Source organism: Flavobacterium sp. LK-23, assembly GCF_058135255.1.
Map to the genome: position 1 here is coordinate 1 of NZ_JBYUVT010000030.1, position 16,866 is coordinate 16,866.

Genomic DNA, 16,866 nt, shown 5'->3' on the forward strand with positions numbered 1-16,866 from the left:
GATTCTCCTTTCCTGCCAGTATTTCGATGAACGCCTTCGCTGTTGCGGGTGCAAAAGTAGAACCTTTATTTACATTTCCAATACTTTCTTTTACATTTTTCCCATCTTTTTTTGCTTTATTTCTTAACTCACTCATAACAGCCTGTTTACATTTTAAACTTTTTTGAATAATTGTGAGTTTTTTCTGCACACCTTCAATGTTTTTGCATTTTCCGCCCGTTTCGGCATTCCCTTTTTATGGAGTTTTCAGCCTTTAAGCCCCTTTTTTGAAGAGATTCCATATTTCCAAAAGGCGCTCTCTTCCCTTTTTTATCCCGAAAAGGCGCTGAGGCGCCAAGCTTTTCCTTCTCTTACTTCCAAAACCCGCTCTTTTCCCCTTTAAGCCGCCTCTGGAAAATGGTGCCCTAGCCCCGATAGAAGCGGAAATCCTTTTGCTTTTTTCTTTAAAAAGCAAAAGATTGGAGCGGATAGCGGGAAACAGCTTCTAAAAAATTCCAAATTTCAATTTTCAAATTCCAAATGCTGCCGTTAAAAGGGCTTCGGCTTCGCTCAGACGGACAATCGAGATTTTCCCCTTATATATATGTATAAACAATAAACCCGACTGGTTTTGAAAAACTGTCGGGTTTGCTATAACCTAAAAAGGGCTTCGACTTCGCTCAGCCTGACAGCTTAGACTTTCTCCTTATATATAGTAGAACAAAAACTATACTTATATATAATGAGTAAACTTGTACTTATATATTGTATGTATTTTTGTAATCATGTATATTTGCATTCACAAAATTATAAACAATGATCAAGATTACTTTACCCGATGGGTCAATTAGAGAGTTCGCTCAAGGCGTAACTCCAATGGAGGTCGCTAAAAACATTAGCGAAGGTTTTGCTAGAAACGTGATTTCTGCATCTTTTAATGGTACAACTATTGAAACCGAAACTCCATTAACGACCGACGGTAATCTTATTTTATATACTTGGAATGATGCTGAAGGTAAAAAAGCTTTCTGGCATTCTACTTCGCACGTAATGGCGCAAGCTCTTGAGGAATTGTACCCTGGAATTAAATTAACTCTTGGGCCTGCAATTGCTAATGGTTTCTATTATGATGTGGATTTTGAAGATCAGAAAATCTCTGAAGCTGATTTCAAAAAGATTGAAGATCGTATTCTTGAAATTGCAAGAGGGAAGTTCGATTTTAAAATGCGTCCTGTAACTAAAGCGGAAGCGCTCGAAATGTATAAAGACAATGTTTACAAGACTGAATTGATTTCAAATCTTGAAGACGGAACTATTACATTCTGCGACCACTCTACTTTTACTGATTTATGCCGTGGTGGACATATTCCAAATACTGGAATTATCAAAGCTGTAAAAATCATGAGTGTTGCTGGTGCTTATTGGAGAGGTGATGAGAAAAACAAGCAGTTAACTCGTGTTTATGGAACTTCTTTCCCTAAACAAAAAGATTTGACTGAGTATCTTGAACTTCTTGAGGAAGCAAAACGTCGCGATCACCGTAAACTTGGAAAAGAGCTTGAATTATTTGCTTTTTCTCAGAAAGTTGGTCAGGGTTTACCTTTATGGCTACCAAAAGGCGCTGCTTTAAGAGAACGTTTGGAACAATTTTTAAAGAAAGCACAAAAGAAAGCTGGATACGAGCAAGTTGTTAGTCCGCATATTGGTCAAAAGGAACTTTATGTTACTTCTGGTCACTATGCCAAATATGGAGCTGATAGTTTTCAGCCAATTCACACACCAGCTGAAGGAGAAGAGTTTTTATTGAAACCAATGAACTGTCCTCACCACTGTGAGATTTACAATGTAAGACCTTGGTCTTATAAAGATTTACCTAAACGCTACGCTGAATTTGGTACTGTATATAGATATGAGCAATCTGGAGAATTACATGGTTTAACTCGCGTTAGAGGGTTTACTCAAGATGATGCGCATATTTTCTGTACTCCAGAACAATTAGATGAAGAGTTCAAAAAAGTAATTGACCTTGTATTGTATGTATTTGGTTCACTAGGCTTTGAAAACTTTACTGCTCAGATTTCATTAAGAGATCAAGAAGATAGAGAAAAATACATTGGTACTGATGAGAACTGGGAAAAGGCAGAAAATGCTATCATCAATGCGGCAAAAGACAAAGGTCTTAATACTGTTGTAGAATATGGTGAAGCTGCATTTTATGGTCCGAAACTAGATTTCATGGTAAAAGATGCATTGGGAAGACAATGGCAATTAGGAACAATTCAGGTAGATTATAACTTACCTGAGCGTTTTGATTTGACTTACAAAGGCGCTGATAATGAATTACATCGCCCTGTAATGATTCACAGAGCTCCTTTTGGATCTATGGAACGTTTTATAGCAATTTTGCTAGAGCATACAGCAGGAAATTTCCCACTTTGGCTAATGCCTGAACAAGCTATTATCTTGTCTTTGAGCGAGAAATACGAAAATTATGCTAAAAAAGTTTTAGATTTGCTAGAAAATCACGAAATTCGCGCCCTAATTGACAACCGAAATGAAACTATCGGTAAGAAAATTAGAGATGCAGAGATGCAGAAAATTCCATTTATGCTTATCGTTGGTGAGGAAGAAGAGAAAAACGGAACGATTTCTATTCGTCGTCACGGACAAGAAGGGAAAGGTAATATCACAGTTTCTATCGAAGAATTTGCTTCGATTGTAGACGAAGAAATAAAAAAGACATTAAAAGTATTTACAGTTTAACTTAAATTAGAAAGTCATAGCAATAAAAAGTAACAGAGGTTTTCAACCTCGAGTAGAGAAAAAAGATGCGCACAGAATAAACAATCTTATTCGTGTTCCTGAAGTACGTCTTGTAGGTGAAAACATTGAGCCAGGGGTTTTTAAAATTGCCGATGCGCTACGTTTAGCTGACCAATTTGAATTGGATTTGGTTGAAATTTCGCCAAACGCTGAACCACCGGTTTGTAAAATCATGGACTACAAGAAATTTGTTTACGAACAAAAGAAAAGAGATAAGGCATTAAAAGCTAAATCTTCTCAGGTTGTTGTAAAGGAAATACGATTTGGTCCTCAAACTGACGAGCATGATTATGAATTCAAAAGAAAGAACGCTGAGAAATTCTTAAAAGAAGGAGCTAAGTTAAAAGCTTTTGTTTTCTTCAAAGGTCGTTCTATCATTTATAAAGATCAAGGTCAAATTCTATTATTACGTCTTGCTCAAGATTTAGAGGAACATGGTAAAGTTGAAGCTATGCCTGTTTTGGAAGGAAAGAGAATGATTATGTTCATTGCTCCGAAGAAAAAGAAATAGTGTTCAGTTTTCAGTCTCAGTGTTCAGTCAAAGAACTTGAAACTTTAAACCTGAAACAAAAAATATAAGTAAGTAAGAATAAATTAAAACACTAGGAAAAATGCCTAAAATGAAAACAAAATCTAGCGCTAAGAAACGTTTTAAAGTTACTGGCTCTGGAAAGATTAAAAGAAAGCATGCTTTTAAAAGTCACATCTTGACTAAAAAATCTAAAAAACGTAAATTAGCTTTGACTCACTCAGCGCTAGTTCACAAAACAGATATGAAAAGCATCAAACAACAATTAAGAATTATCTAATAATTCTTTAGGTTAAAAAAATTATTTATATAACCTTGGAGTATGGCTTTAAGTTCCTTTGATTCAATTCAGGACGCCTGCTACAAAAACACATTAAAATTATGCCAAGATCGGTAAATTCAGTTGCTAAAAGAGCAAGAAGAAAAAAAATAATGAAGCAAGCCAAAGGTTTCTTTGGAAGACGTAAAAACGTTTGGACAGTTGCTAAGAATGCAGTAGAGAAAGCAATGTGCTACGCTTACCGCGATAGAAAACAAAACAAAAGAAATTTCCGTGCTTTATGGATTCAACGTATCAACGCTGGAGCTAGATTGGAAGGAATGTCTTATTCTCAATTCATGGGGAAAGTTAAAGCTAACGGAATCGAATTGAACCGTAAAGTTCTTGCAGATTTAGCTATGAACCACCCAGAAGCTTTCAAAGCTATTCTTAATAAAGTAAAATAAACGTTTTATAAACTCAATTTAAGATTACTTACTTATTATAAAAAAACCATTCGTTTATTCGAATGGTTTTTTGTTTTTATTATCTTTCCATGCCAGTACACAATTAAGAAATGAAGAAACTATTTACCCTTTTATTTATAATACAAATCCTTTTTCTAAAAGCCCAAGAGAAAAATTTAGATAAAAATTCCCTTCAAACAATCATTGGTGTAATTGATAAACGCGACAAAAATTGTCTCATCGAAATCAAACGAGCAAAAATTGATTTTAAAACACAAGAAGTCCTCTAGGAACTAATCCCCGAAGGATATCTTGACAGCGATTATAATAGGCATTATCCTCAATTAATACTTTTGCTAAAAGAAAAAGGAATTAACTTTTCAGAATCTCGTGATATAGGCCCATATTGGATCTCAGATAATGAAACTACATATTCATTAATATCAAATTGTTACTGCAAAACATCTAATGAACTATTAAAGGAAAAATATGGACAAAACTTCATTAAGAACATTACCAAAACTGCGGACAGTTTGTACGTAATGAGCAGAATAGAAATCCCTTTTGAATATCTTATGGTGTAGATAATTACTGTTTAATATATCCAAAAGCCGGAGACTTTTTGGAGCAGAAGATTGAAATTCAGAAAGATTTTTTCTCTTCTTTTGAATTCCCAAAAAAATTCATTCAAAGCAATGAAAAAAGAGATTTTTATGCCAAAACTAAATTTACAATTAACAGAAACAATTCGATATCGAATATTACTGTAAAGATCGAATTTAAAAACTCAAAGAATGAAGAGTTCGATAACTTCTTATCTAATCAAATTACTGAATTTGTTAAACATGCAGATTGGCAAGCTGCAGTAAGTGATGGCATAAAAGTAAATAGTAACTTTGAAATTATTTTTTATAATTAAAAGAAAGATCAAACCTTTATAAACATAAAGCAATGCACAACGAACTTGTAAACCATATAAAAAAGTTTATCAATCTTGATTCTTCAGAAATTGATCTTTTAGAATCTGCATTAAGCATTTCAAAAATCAAAAGAAAAGATCACGTTTTACAGGAAGGCCAAATTTGCAATACCATGTACTTTATTACTAAAGGCTGTATTCGTCAATATATCATTAACCATAAAGGAGCTGAACAAACTTTGCAATTTGGTATCGAAAATTGGTGGATTACGGATTATTTAAGCTACCACAATCATGTTCCTTCAAGCTTTTATTTACAGGCTATAGAGAATTCAGAAGTTATTGCCATTGACAAAACAATTTTAGAATCACTACTGATTGAAATACCAAATCTAGAAAAGTATTTCAGAATAGTAATGCAAAAAAGTTTTGGCGCTATGCAAATGCGCATCAAGTTCTTGTTTACAATGTCGGCAGAAGAAAGATACCATCACTTTAATGACCATTTCCCAGAATTTGTTCAACGCGTTCCACAATATATGCTTGCCTCCTATTTAGATTTCTCTGCAGAATTTATGAGTAAAATACGAGCTGGAAAAGTCTGATTGGAATTTCTTGAAGTAGTTCAAGATTTTAAAAGCATACATTGCTGACCTTTGTAATGAACTTTTAAAACATATAAAAATGAAACCAAGAATTGTTATTCCGAATGTTGCTCCAGAAGCTTATCAAGCATTAATGAACTTAGAGAAATATATTTCTACAACTTCATTAACTCCTGTTCATAAAGAATTAATCAAAATCCGAGCTTCTCAAATTAATGGTTGTGCATTTTGTATTAATATGCACACTGCTGATGCTAGAAAACATGGCATTTCTGAACAAAGAATTTACTTAATTAGTGCTTGGCGCGATGCTGATTTTTACACCGAAGAAGAAAAAGCAATTTTAGCTTTAACAGAACAAGTAACCTTAATTGGCAATCATGTTTCTGATGAAGTTTACGAAAATGCTGCTAAATTATTTGACGAAAAATACCTTGCAGAAATACTTTTGGCTATCATCACAATTAACTCTTGGAATAGATTAGCAATTACTACTGGAATGCGTGCATCATAATTTATAAAGAGAATATTTACAAGCAATTAGAACTTAAAAGCCCTTATCGATAAAGGGCTTTTCGTATTTATTTAGAAATCAGAATAAAAAAAAGCGTAAATTGAAAATATTTTAAAATACCGTATTTATACTCTTTCATGATTTCTAGATTTTTTTATTTTTGGCGCATGATACCACCTAGAATACAAATAATTACTTTTTTAACAACTACTTTATTACTGCTTTTTTCTTGTGAAAAGCAAAATACAGATAACTCAAAAAAAACAAAAAGAGAGAACGAAATTCATAAGCTTATAAGCAAAGCAGACCAATTTTACAAGAATCACAACAACACTGACAGCGCATTTTTTTATTACAATAAGGCTAGAGCAGCTTGCGATCTTAAAGAAGATATTAAAAATTATGTTTCCTGCATGTATTACATGGCCGAAATTCAACAGGAACATGAGGATTTTGTGGGAAGCATTAAAACATCAATGGAAACAATTCCGTTTTTAAACCGAATAAAAAATCAAGATTATGTATGGAATATCTATAGTGTTTTAGGAAGAAATTATTATTACACTTATGACTATCCAACTGCTATATACTATTATTCTAAAGCTTTTACTTTAAATACCAGTAGAATTAACAAACTTGAAGCTAAAAATAATATCGCAGTTATTTACCTAAAGCAACAAAAGTTTGAGAAAGCATTACCCATTTTTCTTTCGATAAGTAATGAGGAAATTGTACGGCAAAGTCCTGAAAACTACTCTAAAATATTAGATTATATAGGTTATTGCTATTATAAACTTAAGGATCCAAAAGCATTGTCTTTTTTTGAAATGAGTTTAAAAATAAAGTCAAAAGCAAATTATACCGATGGTTTGGGCAGAACTTACTACAATCTTGCCGAATACTATCAAAACAACAAAGCTGATTTAGCAATGAAATATGCGCAATTAAGCTACAAAAATCACACCTTATCGGGCAACACCGATGACCGCTTAGTTGCTTTAAAGTTTATTATAGAAAACAGTTCTGATATTGATTCAAAAAAATATGCACTTATTTATACAAAAGTGATCGATAGTATTTATGAAGTAAGGCAAAAAGCTAAAAATCAATTTGCAAAAATCAAATACGACTCTAAAAAAGAAAAAGAGGAAAACTTGAAATTAAGAGCACAGAAAATTAAAAATGAGCTCCAAATAGCAAAACAGGAAAGCAGAAATATTGTTTCATATGTCATAATTATATTGGCCTCATGTCTAATTGTTTTTCTATATTTTTTTCTTACTGTACGAGCTAATCGCCAAAAAATTGAAGCAACTTATCAAAGCGAAATCAGAATTTCAAAAAAATTACATGATGAGCTGGCTAACGATATTTACCATACAATGGCATTTGCCGAAAATAGAAATCTTTCTTCTGAAGAAAACAGAAATCATTTATTAAAAAGTCTTGACAATATTTATTCTCGAACAAGAAATATTTCGAAGGATAATACTCCTGTTATTAGCAATCAAAATTATATAGTCTCCCTGAAAGAGATGATCTCAGGATTTGACACGCCAAATATTAATCTATTAATAAATGGTTTGAATACTATTTCTTGGGATAAAATTGATAAAAATAAAAAAACATCAATTTACCGAACTATACAGGAATTACTTGTAAATATGAAAAAACATAGTGATGCAACTCTAGCTGCATTAACCTTTAAAGAACTGGAAAATACTATAATAATCAATTATACCGATAACGGAAAAGGAATTGATACAAACAAAATGGTTTTAAAAAATGGTTTGCATAATATTGAGAACCGAATTCATGCTGCCAAAGGTCATATTGAAATTCATTCCGATTTGGGAAAGGGTTTCAAAGTTTTAATTAAACTTCCAGTATAATGATTAAAGACCTATTTTTCTTTATTTACAAAAAGCATCTTGTTTTTTATTTGCTAATCTTCGCTCTAATTTTAGCACTATTTTTTTCTATACGGTCTTCTGAAGTAAATAAACACCAAGTAAATTATAAGAAAACGGATCATTCAGCTGAAATAAAACAAATGATGCAAAAAGCAAATGCTTTTTGGGATTTAGAAAAAAACGACAGTGCTCTTTTTTATTTCAACAAAACACAATTATTATGCGTTCCAAAAGCTGACTATGCAGATGATTACGTAGGTGCATTAAACAGTATGGTAGAAATCTTTCAGCAATATGGCAATTATTCTGAAGCAGAAACTACCCTTATAAAAGCATTCCCTTATTTAGAAAAAACTACCAATGTAAAGTATCCCGTTAATGCTTATACCTTTATGGCCTATAACTATTTGTATATGTATGACTATGAAAAGGCGCTATATTATCATAGAAAAGCATTAAAAAAGGCAATCTCAACTTTTAGAAAAGCACGGATATTATCTGAAATTGCATTTGCATATATGCACCAGGAAAAATATCAAGAGGCAATAGATCTATTAGAACCAATTTCTAGATACAGAATTGAAGATAAAATCACGCCTTCGAATACAAATATTCAGCGTGCCGCTATATTGTATAATTTAGGTCTTTGCTACTTACGACTTGGAGGTCATAAAGAAGCTTCATTCAAATGCTTTAACGAAAGTTTAGAATTGACTCTTACACTTGATGACGATTATGAACTAATTGGCAATTACTATGCTTTTTATTTATATTACTCGAAATACAATAATCCAGAGCTAAAAAAAATTAATGCAGAGAAAGCCTACTATTACTCTAAAAAAGCAAAATCGGCAACAAATGAAATTAACATGTTAGCCCATCTACTGGAAGCGGATAATGCTGGAAATTCAAAAAAACACTGGAAAGTTTATAGTAAAAAAATTGACAGTCTCCTTATTAGCAGGAAAAAAGCAAAAAATCAATTTGCCGATATTATATATACTTCAAAGAAAGATAAAGAAGAAAATTTAGAACTCAAAAATCAAAAAGCAGAAAACGAATTAGAGCTTCAAAGGCAAAAAAATAGAAGTTTTATTTCATACATAGTGATTTCTATCAGTACTTTCGCTTTGTTTTTTATTGCTTATTATATTACTCATAAAGGGCGAAAGGAAAAAAACGATGCTGTTTTTGAAAGCGAGATACGTATATCAGACAAATTGCATAATGAACTAACAACAGATATCTATGATACATTAGTTTTTGCAAAAAATCACAAATTAGAAAATCCTGAAAACAAGGAAAAATTTCTTTATAACTTGACCAATATTTATTCAAAAACAAGAAATATTTCAAGAGAAAATAGTGCAATCGTAGTTAATGAAGATTACGAAAAAGTCCTAAAAGAAATGATTTCAGGATATACAACTTCTAATTTAAATATTATTATAAATGGTTTAAACTCATTATCCTGGTCTAAAATTGATCGTGTAAAAAAAATAACTATTTTCCGTGTTGTTCAAGAAATTTTTGATCAGGCAAAAATTATCAGTGATGCTTCGCTGGCAAGTATCACATTTAAGAAGAATGAGAGAACTATAGTAATTACCTATGCTGACAACTCTACCAAAATTCAGGATGATGTTAATTTAAACAAGAGATTTGCAACTATCGAAAATCGCCTTAAACCAGCACGAGGAACCTTTAATGTTGCTTTAAATCCAAATCAGGGATTTAAGGTTTTTGTAAAACTTCCAATATAAATAATGCTTTAACCATAAGGTCCTCAAATGAAAATATCTGCTTTTGTTCCAATTTTAGTTTCCGTTCTTTTTCTGCTGGTCATTCCGACTTCTTGCGAAAAAGAAATTCCGGCAGTTATAAAAAGAACTGACAACACCGCAGAAATAAAAAGGCTGACCATAATAGCTGACCATGATTTTGAACAAAGTGAATATTTGAAGGCCTATAAAAATTACCTAACCATAATTCACCTTTCAGACCCTGAAAAAAACAGAATAGATTATGTCGACGCATTAATTTCTATAGCGCTAATTCAGCATTATGAAGGCAATTATCTGGAAAGTGAGGCTACTGCTACTAAAGTATTACCCCAACTTAAATACCTAAAAAAACCAAGGTTTGCTTGGGAAACATACAAAATTATTTCAGAAAATTATTCTGCAACAAAGGATTATGACAATGCGCTCATATATGCTAAAAAAGCATACAATCTCAATGCAAGTCCAAGAAGGGAAGCAAATGCATTAGCTAATATTGCATTAGTTTACATGTATCAGGGAGATTATAAAAAAGCGATTAAAATCTATACGCAACTAACCACTACTGGTTATTATGGCAATAAGAAAAAAACAAATTCTTTAAAAGATTATGAAGCATTAGACTATGCAGTAATGAGGAACAATATAGGCATTTCTTATGCTAATTTAAATGATTCTAGAGCACTACCCTACTACCAAGAAGCTCTCAAAATTAGACTTAAATTAAATGATAGGCAAAACTTACCAGATAGTTATTCAAATCTTTCTGATTATTATTTAAGTTCAAATCCTGCTTTGGCAAAAAAATATGCCGAAACAGCTTATAAACATGCGTGCGTTGTAAATACCTATAAGCAAAAAAAGTATGCTCTCGAAACTTTAATAAGAACCAGTACGGGAAATGATACAAAAAAATATTCTAAGATTTATATTCGTTTTAGAGACAGTATTAATAAAATTCGTTTAACACAAAAAAATCAATTTGCCAATATAAAATATAATTTCACCAAGGATAAAGAAGAAAACTTAGAGCTTAAAATTCAAAGAGCAGAGCATAAATTGGAAATGCAAAGACAAAAGAACAGGAGTTTTATCTCTTATATTGCATTATCAATAACCATTTTCATATTCATTTTTCTATTTTTTCACCTGACTTTGAAGGGCAAAAGAGAGAAAAATGATGCTGTTTTTAAAAACGAAATTCGAATTTCTGATAAATTAGAAAACGACCTTGAAAAAGATATTCATGAAACTTTATCTTTTGCCGAAAACAACAACCTTGAAAACATCAGTAATAAAGAACAATTTCTTAATTACCTGAGCCGCATTTATTCCAAAACACGAAGTATTTCGAGAGAAAATAATGCCATACAAACCAATGAAAATTTTGCAAGTGAGCTTAAAGAAATGATTTCTGGATATACCGGCCAAAAGCTAAGTATGATTATAAATGGCTTAAATACTTTTTCTTGGTCAAAAATTGATCGTGTCAAGAAAATAACCGTTTTTCGCGTGCTTCAAGAAATTCTCGATCAGATGAAAACGCTCAACAATGCCTCTCTAGCAAGCATAACGTTTAAAAAAGAAGGGAAAAACATCCTGATTATGTATACTGATAATGGTAGCAAAATCGACCCAAAAGATATTATTTTAGAAAAAAGACTACAAAATGTGGAAAACCGTATTAAAACAATAAAAGGAACTCTTAATTTTGACCCATATTCAGAAAATGGTTTTAAAGTAAATTTCAAATTTCCAATATAAGAAAATATATGTTTAAAAAAGTTTTAGTTGCCGAAGATCTAGATAGTATCAGCATTGCAGTTGTTCAAGTACTTGAAGAATTACAAGTTCCCGTAATTCATCACGTGAAATATTGCGACGAAGGATTACTTAAAATAAAAAAGGCATTGGCTGAAAAAGAACCTTACGATTTAATGATTACAGACTTATCGTTTAAATCTGATCATAGAAAAGTAACTTTAAATAGTGGTGATGAACTTGTTGAAGCTGTAAATAAAGTGCAGCCAGAACTAAAAAAAATAGTTTTTTCTATAGAAGATAAAAGTTATAGAATTAAAACTCTTTTTAATGAACTTGGCATTAATGCTTATGTTACAAAAGGAAGAAATAGTATTTCTGAATTAAGAAATGCTATCGAAAGCACTTTTAATAACGAAGAAAAAATTCTTTCTTCTGATTTGTCTTTTAATTTTAATGATAAAGCTTTAATTGAAATTGAATCTTACGATATCTCAATTTTAAAACTTTTATCTCAGGGACATATTTTAGAAAGTATTTCTAGAGAGTTCAAAGATTCATCTATAACTCCTAACGGAACAAGTAGTATAGAAAAAAGAATCAATAAATTGAAGATTTATTTTAAAGCTAATAATAATGTGCATTTAATTGCGATTGCAAAAGATTTTGGACTAGTATAATTTTTTATACGCTTTACGGTTTCCCGTAAGGATAACACTTTTTATACTCCTAAATTTGTGATGACCTATTAACCTACCAATGAAACCAAAAAGTAAAGCGAGTATTATATTCTCTAGACTTAATACTACACAAAATAGAATCCTTATGAAAACAATGCTACTTTGCCTCTTTTTATCAATAAGCTTTGCAGTTATTTCTGAAAAAACTGGATGGCTAGAAATTGATTGGAAAATAATATTTATTCCAGCATTATTAGTTCTACAAATTATAATTATCGGGACAGCTCTAAAAAATCGATATAAAAAACATTAATTAATTTTAAGAAAGGCTTAATTATTGCTGGAAGAGAAGACTTGTATCTTAGTTCCATTAAATTTTTCATGAAAAAAACGCTCAGCCTCGTCTTATTATTATTTGTATTTATATCTTTTGCACAAACCAAAGTGGTATCATGGAATATCGAAAACTTTGGAAAATCAAAATCTGATACTCATTTAAATTATATCGCCAAACTAATTTCTAATTATGATATAATCGCAATTCAAGAAGTGGTTGCCGGAAACGGAGGTGCTCAAACTGTTGCAAAACTTGCCGCAGTGCTCAATCAAAAAGGAAATAAATGGGATTACAGCATAAGTGATCCTACTTCTGGAAGCAGTTACAAAACGGAACGGTATGCTTTTATTTGGAAAACTAATAAAGCCAAATTGAAAAGTAAGCCTTGGCTAGAAAGAAAATATAGCGTAGAAATTGACCGCGAACCCTATTTCGCCACGTTTGAAATTAATAAAAAGACAATCACTCTCGTTAATTTTCATGCCATCACGCAAAAAAAACAACCCGAAACTGAAATCAAATACTTCAAGTTTTTACCAAACGAATATCCTGATTTAAATCTTGTTTTCTTAGGCGATTTTAACTGCCCAGAAAAGCACACTGTTTTTAATCCGTTGAAAAAAAATGGGTATGCTTCTGTATTAAAAAATCAAAAAACTACTCTGAAACAGCAATGCAAAAATAGTATTTGTCTTGCATCTGAATTTGACAATATCTTTTATAAGACATCGAATCTACAGGTAAGTAATTCTGGAATTATTAAATTCTATGAAGATTTTGATTCTTTACAAAATGCGAGAAAAATATCCGATCATATTCCGATCTGGTTTGAGTTTTCTCTCAACTAATCTAGGTTTTAAGTTTCTTTTTTCTAGCAGCTGGAAATAGAACATTATTCAAAATCAATCTATATCCAGGCGAATTAGGATGCAAATCTAAAACCGTTGGCGGATCTCCAACCTGATGTTGAAAATCTTCTGGGTCATGTCCTCCAAAAAAAGTAAACATTCCCTTGCCTTTTTCTCCATGAATATATCTTGACTCACCATTTAATTCGCATGTTCCCATAATCAAGATATTCGATTTTATTAAAGACGTATCAAAAGAAGTCGTCTGTCCCATAAAACCTTTTACTAATTGTGTATGGTTTTGACACAACATACTTGGAATCGGATCCCATTTTGCAGAAAATTCCATTAACGTAAAATAATCTTTATCCATCACAATGCGTCTTTTTGTCGTCATGTCGATATCCGAAAACTCGTAAACTTCTGGTCTTCTTTCTAAAGTAAAGTTTTTGAAAGCAAAAGAATTATTATAATTTAATTTTGACTGATAATTAGATTCGCTAGGATCTCCGTCAAACATAGCTTCGCAAATATCCACCCCATCTGCTGCTAGAGCAATATCAAAACTATCTGTTGCAGAACACATGGCAAACATAAAACCGCCACCAATTACAAAATCTCTAATTTTTTTTGCAACGGCTCCTTTTTCCTGCGACACCTTTGCATATCCTAATTTTGTCGCCAAAGCTTCTGCATCTCTTTTTTGATCAATATACCAAGGTGTATTTTTGTAGGCAGCATAAAACTTCCCGTATTGTCCGGTAAAATCTTCATGATGCAAATGAAGCCAATCGTACATTAATAACTGATCGCTTAAAACTTCCTCATCATAAATGGGAGTAAAAGGAATTTCTGCATAAGTTAAAACCAAAGTTACGGCATCATCCCAAGGTTGCTTTCCTTTTGGAGTATAAACAGCAATTTTAGGTGCTTTCTCTAAAATCACCGATTCCATATTTTGAGAGGGGCTCGAAATTTCGTTTAAAATAGAGGCCTGTTCACTATCTGAAATCACTTCAAAACTAACTCCTCTTATTTTACATTCTTTTCTAATTTCATCAGCATCAGGAAGTAAGAAAGAACCGCCACGATAATTTAAAAGCCAACTTGCTTTATAATCCCTACTCAAACACCAGTAAGTAATTCCGTATGCTTTTAAATGATTTTGCTGCGTCGTTTCATCCATCGGAAGTAAGATAAACGAAGCTTTTGCATTAAATGACATTAACAGTATAAAAAGGTAGAATAAACTTTTATTCATCAGAAAATTATTTTAGTAAAGATATAAAAGCCATGAGCAAAAAAGGAATACTTAGAATCTTTTCTTACTTATAAAGAATGTTAAATAAAAAGCTCGAAGAAAACTTCATTTATAAACCATAAAAAAACAGGTAAAAACACCTGTAATTAGGAAGAATATTCTCTATACATTTGCTATCCCAGGTTCATAAAACTAATCGCTGTAAAAAAAATAACCAACTATGAAGTTTAATGAAAGTAATAACCAACAAAAGGGTCTGAATATAATTCAGAAAATAGGACTATGCGTTCTAGTCATAACAATCATATTATATTATGTGCTGTCAATTCAGTTTTTGACAGCATAATTTTTCTAGATTGTTAAAACTGCCAATTCATTCTGAATAGCATAAACAACTAAGCCAGCTATATTTCGCGATTCTGTTTTAAGCAATAAATTATTTCTGTGTCCTTCTATAGTTCTGGGACTTAAAAAAAGATGTTCTGCAATTTCTGCTGTAGTTTTCTGCTGGCAAATTAATTGCAGAATTTCTATTTCGCGCGGCGAAAGGAAACTAGTTTCTAAACCGCCTCTGGCATTTTTAGGAGAAACTATAGTTTCTTGAATTGTTTTTAAAACATTTTCATTGTAATAGAATCCTTTTTTTGCTACTTCGTTTATTGTATGAATTAAATCTTTTGGAGTGGTATTTTTTATTAAGTAAGCAACTGCTCCAACTTGAATCATATTGGCAACAAACGATTTGGTATCGTAGCTAGTCAATGCAATAATTTTAATATCGGGAAACGTTTTTCTAATAATTTTTGTGGCTTCGACTCCGTTTAAGACCGGCATCTTTAAGTCCATTATTATTATATCGGGCGTTATTTCTCTTTCGTTCAGTTGCGTAATAAGCTCGTCACCATTTGAGGCTTCAAAGAGAATATCTATATTTTCTTCTCTCTGTAGTAAAAAAGAAATTCCTTTTCTAAACAAAATTTCATCATCGACTAGAGCAATTTTAATAGAAGCATTCATCGTATTTTGGTTTTGGTCGTTTAATTTGGTTTGTCGAAATTACAAAATATGAATTAGAAAAAATCTAAATACCTTTATTTTATTGACCAAAAACCTTAATAAAACGCATAATTTGCCTTAAAAAGTAAAATTTACAACAATACCTTTATTAATTTCAGAGTTAATTTCGATTGTTCCCTGCAAAAATGATATTCGGCTATCAATATTTTTCATACCCAAACCTTTTTGATTTTCGGCATTCGAACTATCAAAACCAACACCGTTATCTATATAGTCGCAAGTATTTATTCCATCTTTATTAGAAAAAGAAATCCATATTTCTGATGCCTTTCCATGACGAATTGAATTATTCATTAATTCCTGCAGAATCCTAAAAACATGCAAATGCCTGTCTATGTCTTTCTCATCAAAATCAATTTCATTTTTATAATATGTTTTTACCGCTTTACTCGATTCAAATTCTTCGCACAATTCTTCAATACCTGCGCTTAAACCAAATTTTTCAAAAACCGGCGGAAGTAAATTATGCGCAATTTTTCTAGAATTGTCTAATGCCTTCGTTGTTAAAGCAATTATATTTCCAGTGATTTCTGCAGTTTCTGCTTCAGTAAGATTAGGAGATGTAAGCAGATGAGTGTTCAGCGATACTATATTTAATTTAGAACTGATATCATCGTGTAAATCTTGCGCAATTCTCTTACGTTCCTCTTCCTGCGTAAAAATTATGGCATGAAGCTGCTCTTTTTGATATTGTAATATTAAATCTAATTTTTCGAGCTCTTGTTGAATTATTTTTTTTCTGGAGAAATAAAAGAAAACGATTAACACTACGGCAACCACTATAAAAAAAAGAGAAATGTATAATATAATGGCAACAAGTTCTTTTTCCGAAATTGCATGAGTCTTCATCATTATATAAATTTAAATAAATCAATATTGATCATAAAATCAAAGATATAATTATTTATTTTGAATGTTATAAGTTCTTCAAAATTGCTATCAAAAAAGATCTCTATCAAAAATAAATTTCTGATAGAGATTAATTTAACTCTATTAATAAAAAAGTCGCCCTTAAATTAATCTCATCTTTACGTGCCGTTAGATTTTGACACGAAACTAAAACTACTACTGCTGCAAAAAAACATTTTTTTTCAAAGTAAAGTTTTATGAAGG

General features: G+C 31.5%; 16 protein-coding genes. 13 read left to right on the plus strand and 3 right to left on the minus strand.

Annotated features, from left to right (window positions below; all coding sequences use genetic code 11):
• The first annotated feature begins 795 nt into the window (after nt 1-795).
• The 13 genes from thrS (at nt 796) to AC3Y25_RS23930 (ending at nt 13,415) form a co-directional block, all read left to right on the plus strand.
• On the plus strand, nt 796-2,742 hold the full coding sequence (gene thrS, locus AC3Y25_RS23870; protein ID WP_489904477.1) for a threonine--tRNA ligase: 1,947 nt from the start codon (nt 796-798) through the stop codon (nt 2,740-2,742).
• Nucleotides 2,743-2,758: 16 nt separating this feature from the next.
• Nucleotides 2,759-3,313: a translation initiation factor IF-3 gene (gene infC, locus AC3Y25_RS23875; protein WP_095931668.1), complete on the plus strand. Its 555-nt coding sequence runs from the start codon at nt 2,759-2,761 to the stop codon at nt 3,311-3,313.
• 100 nt (nt 3,314-3,413) lie between these two features.
• A complete protein-coding gene (rpmI, locus tag AC3Y25_RS23880) occupies nt 3,414-3,611 on the plus strand; it encodes a 50S ribosomal protein L35 (protein ID WP_022827375.1) in 198 nt (65 codons plus the stop codon).
• Between the two features lie 101 nt (nt 3,612-3,712).
• The gene (rplT, locus tag AC3Y25_RS23885; protein WP_007810721.1) at nt 3,713-4,057 is read left to right on the plus strand and encodes a 50S ribosomal protein L20; all 345 of its coding nucleotides are present in this window, start codon (nt 3,713-3,715) and stop codon (nt 4,055-4,057) included.
• 622 nt (nt 4,058-4,679) lie between these two features.
• A complete protein-coding gene (locus AC3Y25_RS23890) occupies nt 4,680-4,976 on the plus strand; it encodes a hypothetical protein (RefSeq protein ID WP_489904478.1) in 297 nt (98 codons plus the stop codon).
• Nucleotides 4,977-5,008: 32 nt separating this feature from the next.
• Entirely contained in the window at nt 5,009-5,581 is a 573-nt protein-coding gene (locus AC3Y25_RS23895; protein WP_489904479.1) for a Crp/Fnr family transcriptional regulator, read from the plus strand.
• Nucleotides 5,582-5,660: 79 nt separating this feature from the next.
• Complete coding sequence (locus AC3Y25_RS23900; protein WP_427875018.1) at nt 5,661-6,095, plus strand: carboxymuconolactone decarboxylase family protein; 435 nt, start codon at nt 5,661-5,663, stop codon at nt 6,093-6,095.
• A gap of 167 nt (nt 6,096-6,262) precedes the next feature.
• On the plus strand, nt 6,263-7,987 hold the full coding sequence (locus AC3Y25_RS23905; protein WP_489904480.1) for a tetratricopeptide repeat-containing sensor histidine kinase: 1,725 nt from the start codon (nt 6,263-6,265) through the stop codon (nt 7,985-7,987).
• A 161-nt stretch (nt 7,988-8,148) separates the two neighbouring features.
• Complete coding sequence (locus AC3Y25_RS23910) at nt 8,149-9,771, plus strand: ATP-binding protein (RefSeq protein WP_489904481.1); 1,623 nt, start codon at nt 8,149-8,151, stop codon at nt 9,769-9,771.
• A gap of 27 nt (nt 9,772-9,798) precedes the next feature.
• Nucleotides 9,799-11,553: an ATP-binding protein gene (locus tag AC3Y25_RS23915; protein ID WP_489904482.1), complete on the plus strand. Its 1,755-nt coding sequence runs from the start codon at nt 9,799-9,801 to the stop codon at nt 11,551-11,553.
• An 8-nt stretch (nt 11,554-11,561) separates the two neighbouring features.
• Nucleotides 11,562-12,230, plus strand: coding sequence for a response regulator (locus AC3Y25_RS23920; protein WP_489904483.1), 669 nt, complete (start codon nt 11,562-11,564; stop codon nt 12,228-12,230).
• A 145-nt stretch (nt 12,231-12,375) separates the two neighbouring features.
• A complete protein-coding gene (locus AC3Y25_RS23925) occupies nt 12,376-12,543 on the plus strand; it encodes a hypothetical protein (RefSeq protein ID WP_172426959.1) in 168 nt (55 codons plus the stop codon).
• 68 nt (nt 12,544-12,611) lie between these two features.
• Entirely contained in the window at nt 12,612-13,415 is an 804-nt protein-coding gene (locus AC3Y25_RS23930; protein ID WP_489904484.1) for an endonuclease/exonuclease/phosphatase family protein, read from the plus strand.
• 1 nt (nt 13,416) lies between these two features.
• Here the strand turns inward: AC3Y25_RS23930 and AC3Y25_RS23935 are convergent, their stop codons facing one another.
• From AC3Y25_RS23935 to AC3Y25_RS23945, 3 genes are all read right to left on the minus strand, one after another.
• Nucleotides 13,417-14,676: an asparagine synthetase B gene (locus AC3Y25_RS23935; protein ID WP_250837190.1), complete on the minus strand. Its 1,260-nt coding sequence runs from the start codon at nt 14,674-14,676 to the stop codon at nt 13,417-13,419.
• Between the two features lie 351 nt (nt 14,677-15,027).
• Nucleotides 15,028-15,693 carry a response regulator gene (locus AC3Y25_RS23940; RefSeq protein WP_489904485.1) on the minus strand — a complete coding sequence of 222 codons (666 nt, stop codon included), beginning with the start codon at nt 15,691-15,693 and terminating at the stop codon, nt 15,028-15,030.
• Nucleotides 15,694-15,810: 117 nt separating this feature from the next.
• On the minus strand, nt 15,811-16,605 hold the full coding sequence (locus AC3Y25_RS23945) for a sensor histidine kinase (protein ID WP_489904486.1): 795 nt from the start codon (nt 16,603-16,605) through the stop codon (nt 15,811-15,813).
• Nucleotides 16,606-16,866 lie beyond the last annotated feature (261 nt).

Bases quoted from the DNA above. Each gene is read 5' to 3' on its own strand.
- thrS (WP_489904477.1), top strand. From the start codon at position 796: ATGATCAAGATTACTTTACCCGATGGGTCAATTAGAGAGTTCGCTCAA.
- AC3Y25_RS23940 (WP_489904485.1), bottom strand. From the start codon at position 15,693: ATGAATGCTTCTATTAAAATTGCTCTAGTCGATGATGAAATTTTGTTT.
- AC3Y25_RS23915 (WP_489904482.1), top strand. From the start codon at position 9,799: ATGAAAATATCTGCTTTTGTTCCAATTTTAGTTTCCGTTCTTTTTCTG.
- AC3Y25_RS23935 (WP_250837190.1), bottom strand. From the start codon at position 14,676: ATGAATAAAAGTTTATTCTACCTTTTTATACTGTTAATGTCATTTAAT.
- rpmI (WP_022827375.1), top strand. From the start codon at position 3,414: ATGCCTAAAATGAAAACAAAATCTAGCGCTAAGAAACGTTTTAAAGTT.
- AC3Y25_RS23895 (WP_489904479.1), top strand. From the start codon at position 5,009: ATGCACAACGAACTTGTAAACCATATAAAAAAGTTTATCAATCTTGAT.
- AC3Y25_RS23925 (WP_172426959.1), top strand. From the start codon at position 12,376: ATGAAAACAATGCTACTTTGCCTCTTTTTATCAATAAGCTTTGCAGTT.
- AC3Y25_RS23910 (WP_489904481.1), top strand. From the start codon at position 8,149: ATGATGCAAAAAGCAAATGCTTTTTGGGATTTAGAAAAAAACGACAGT.
- AC3Y25_RS23920 (WP_489904483.1), top strand. From the start codon at position 11,562: ATGTTTAAAAAAGTTTTAGTTGCCGAAGATCTAGATAGTATCAGCATT.
- AC3Y25_RS23905 (WP_489904480.1), top strand. From the start codon at position 6,263: ATGATACCACCTAGAATACAAATAATTACTTTTTTAACAACTACTTTA.
- AC3Y25_RS23900 (WP_427875018.1), top strand. From the start codon at position 5,661: ATGAAACCAAGAATTGTTATTCCGAATGTTGCTCCAGAAGCTTATCAA.
- rplT (WP_007810721.1), top strand. From the start codon at position 3,713: ATGCCAAGATCGGTAAATTCAGTTGCTAAAAGAGCAAGAAGAAAAAAA.
- AC3Y25_RS23945 (WP_489904486.1), bottom strand. From the start codon at position 16,605: ATGATGAAGACTCATGCAATTTCGGAAAAAGAACTTGTTGCCATTATA.
- AC3Y25_RS23930 (WP_489904484.1), top strand. From the start codon at position 12,612: ATGAAAAAAACGCTCAGCCTCGTCTTATTATTATTTGTATTTATATCT.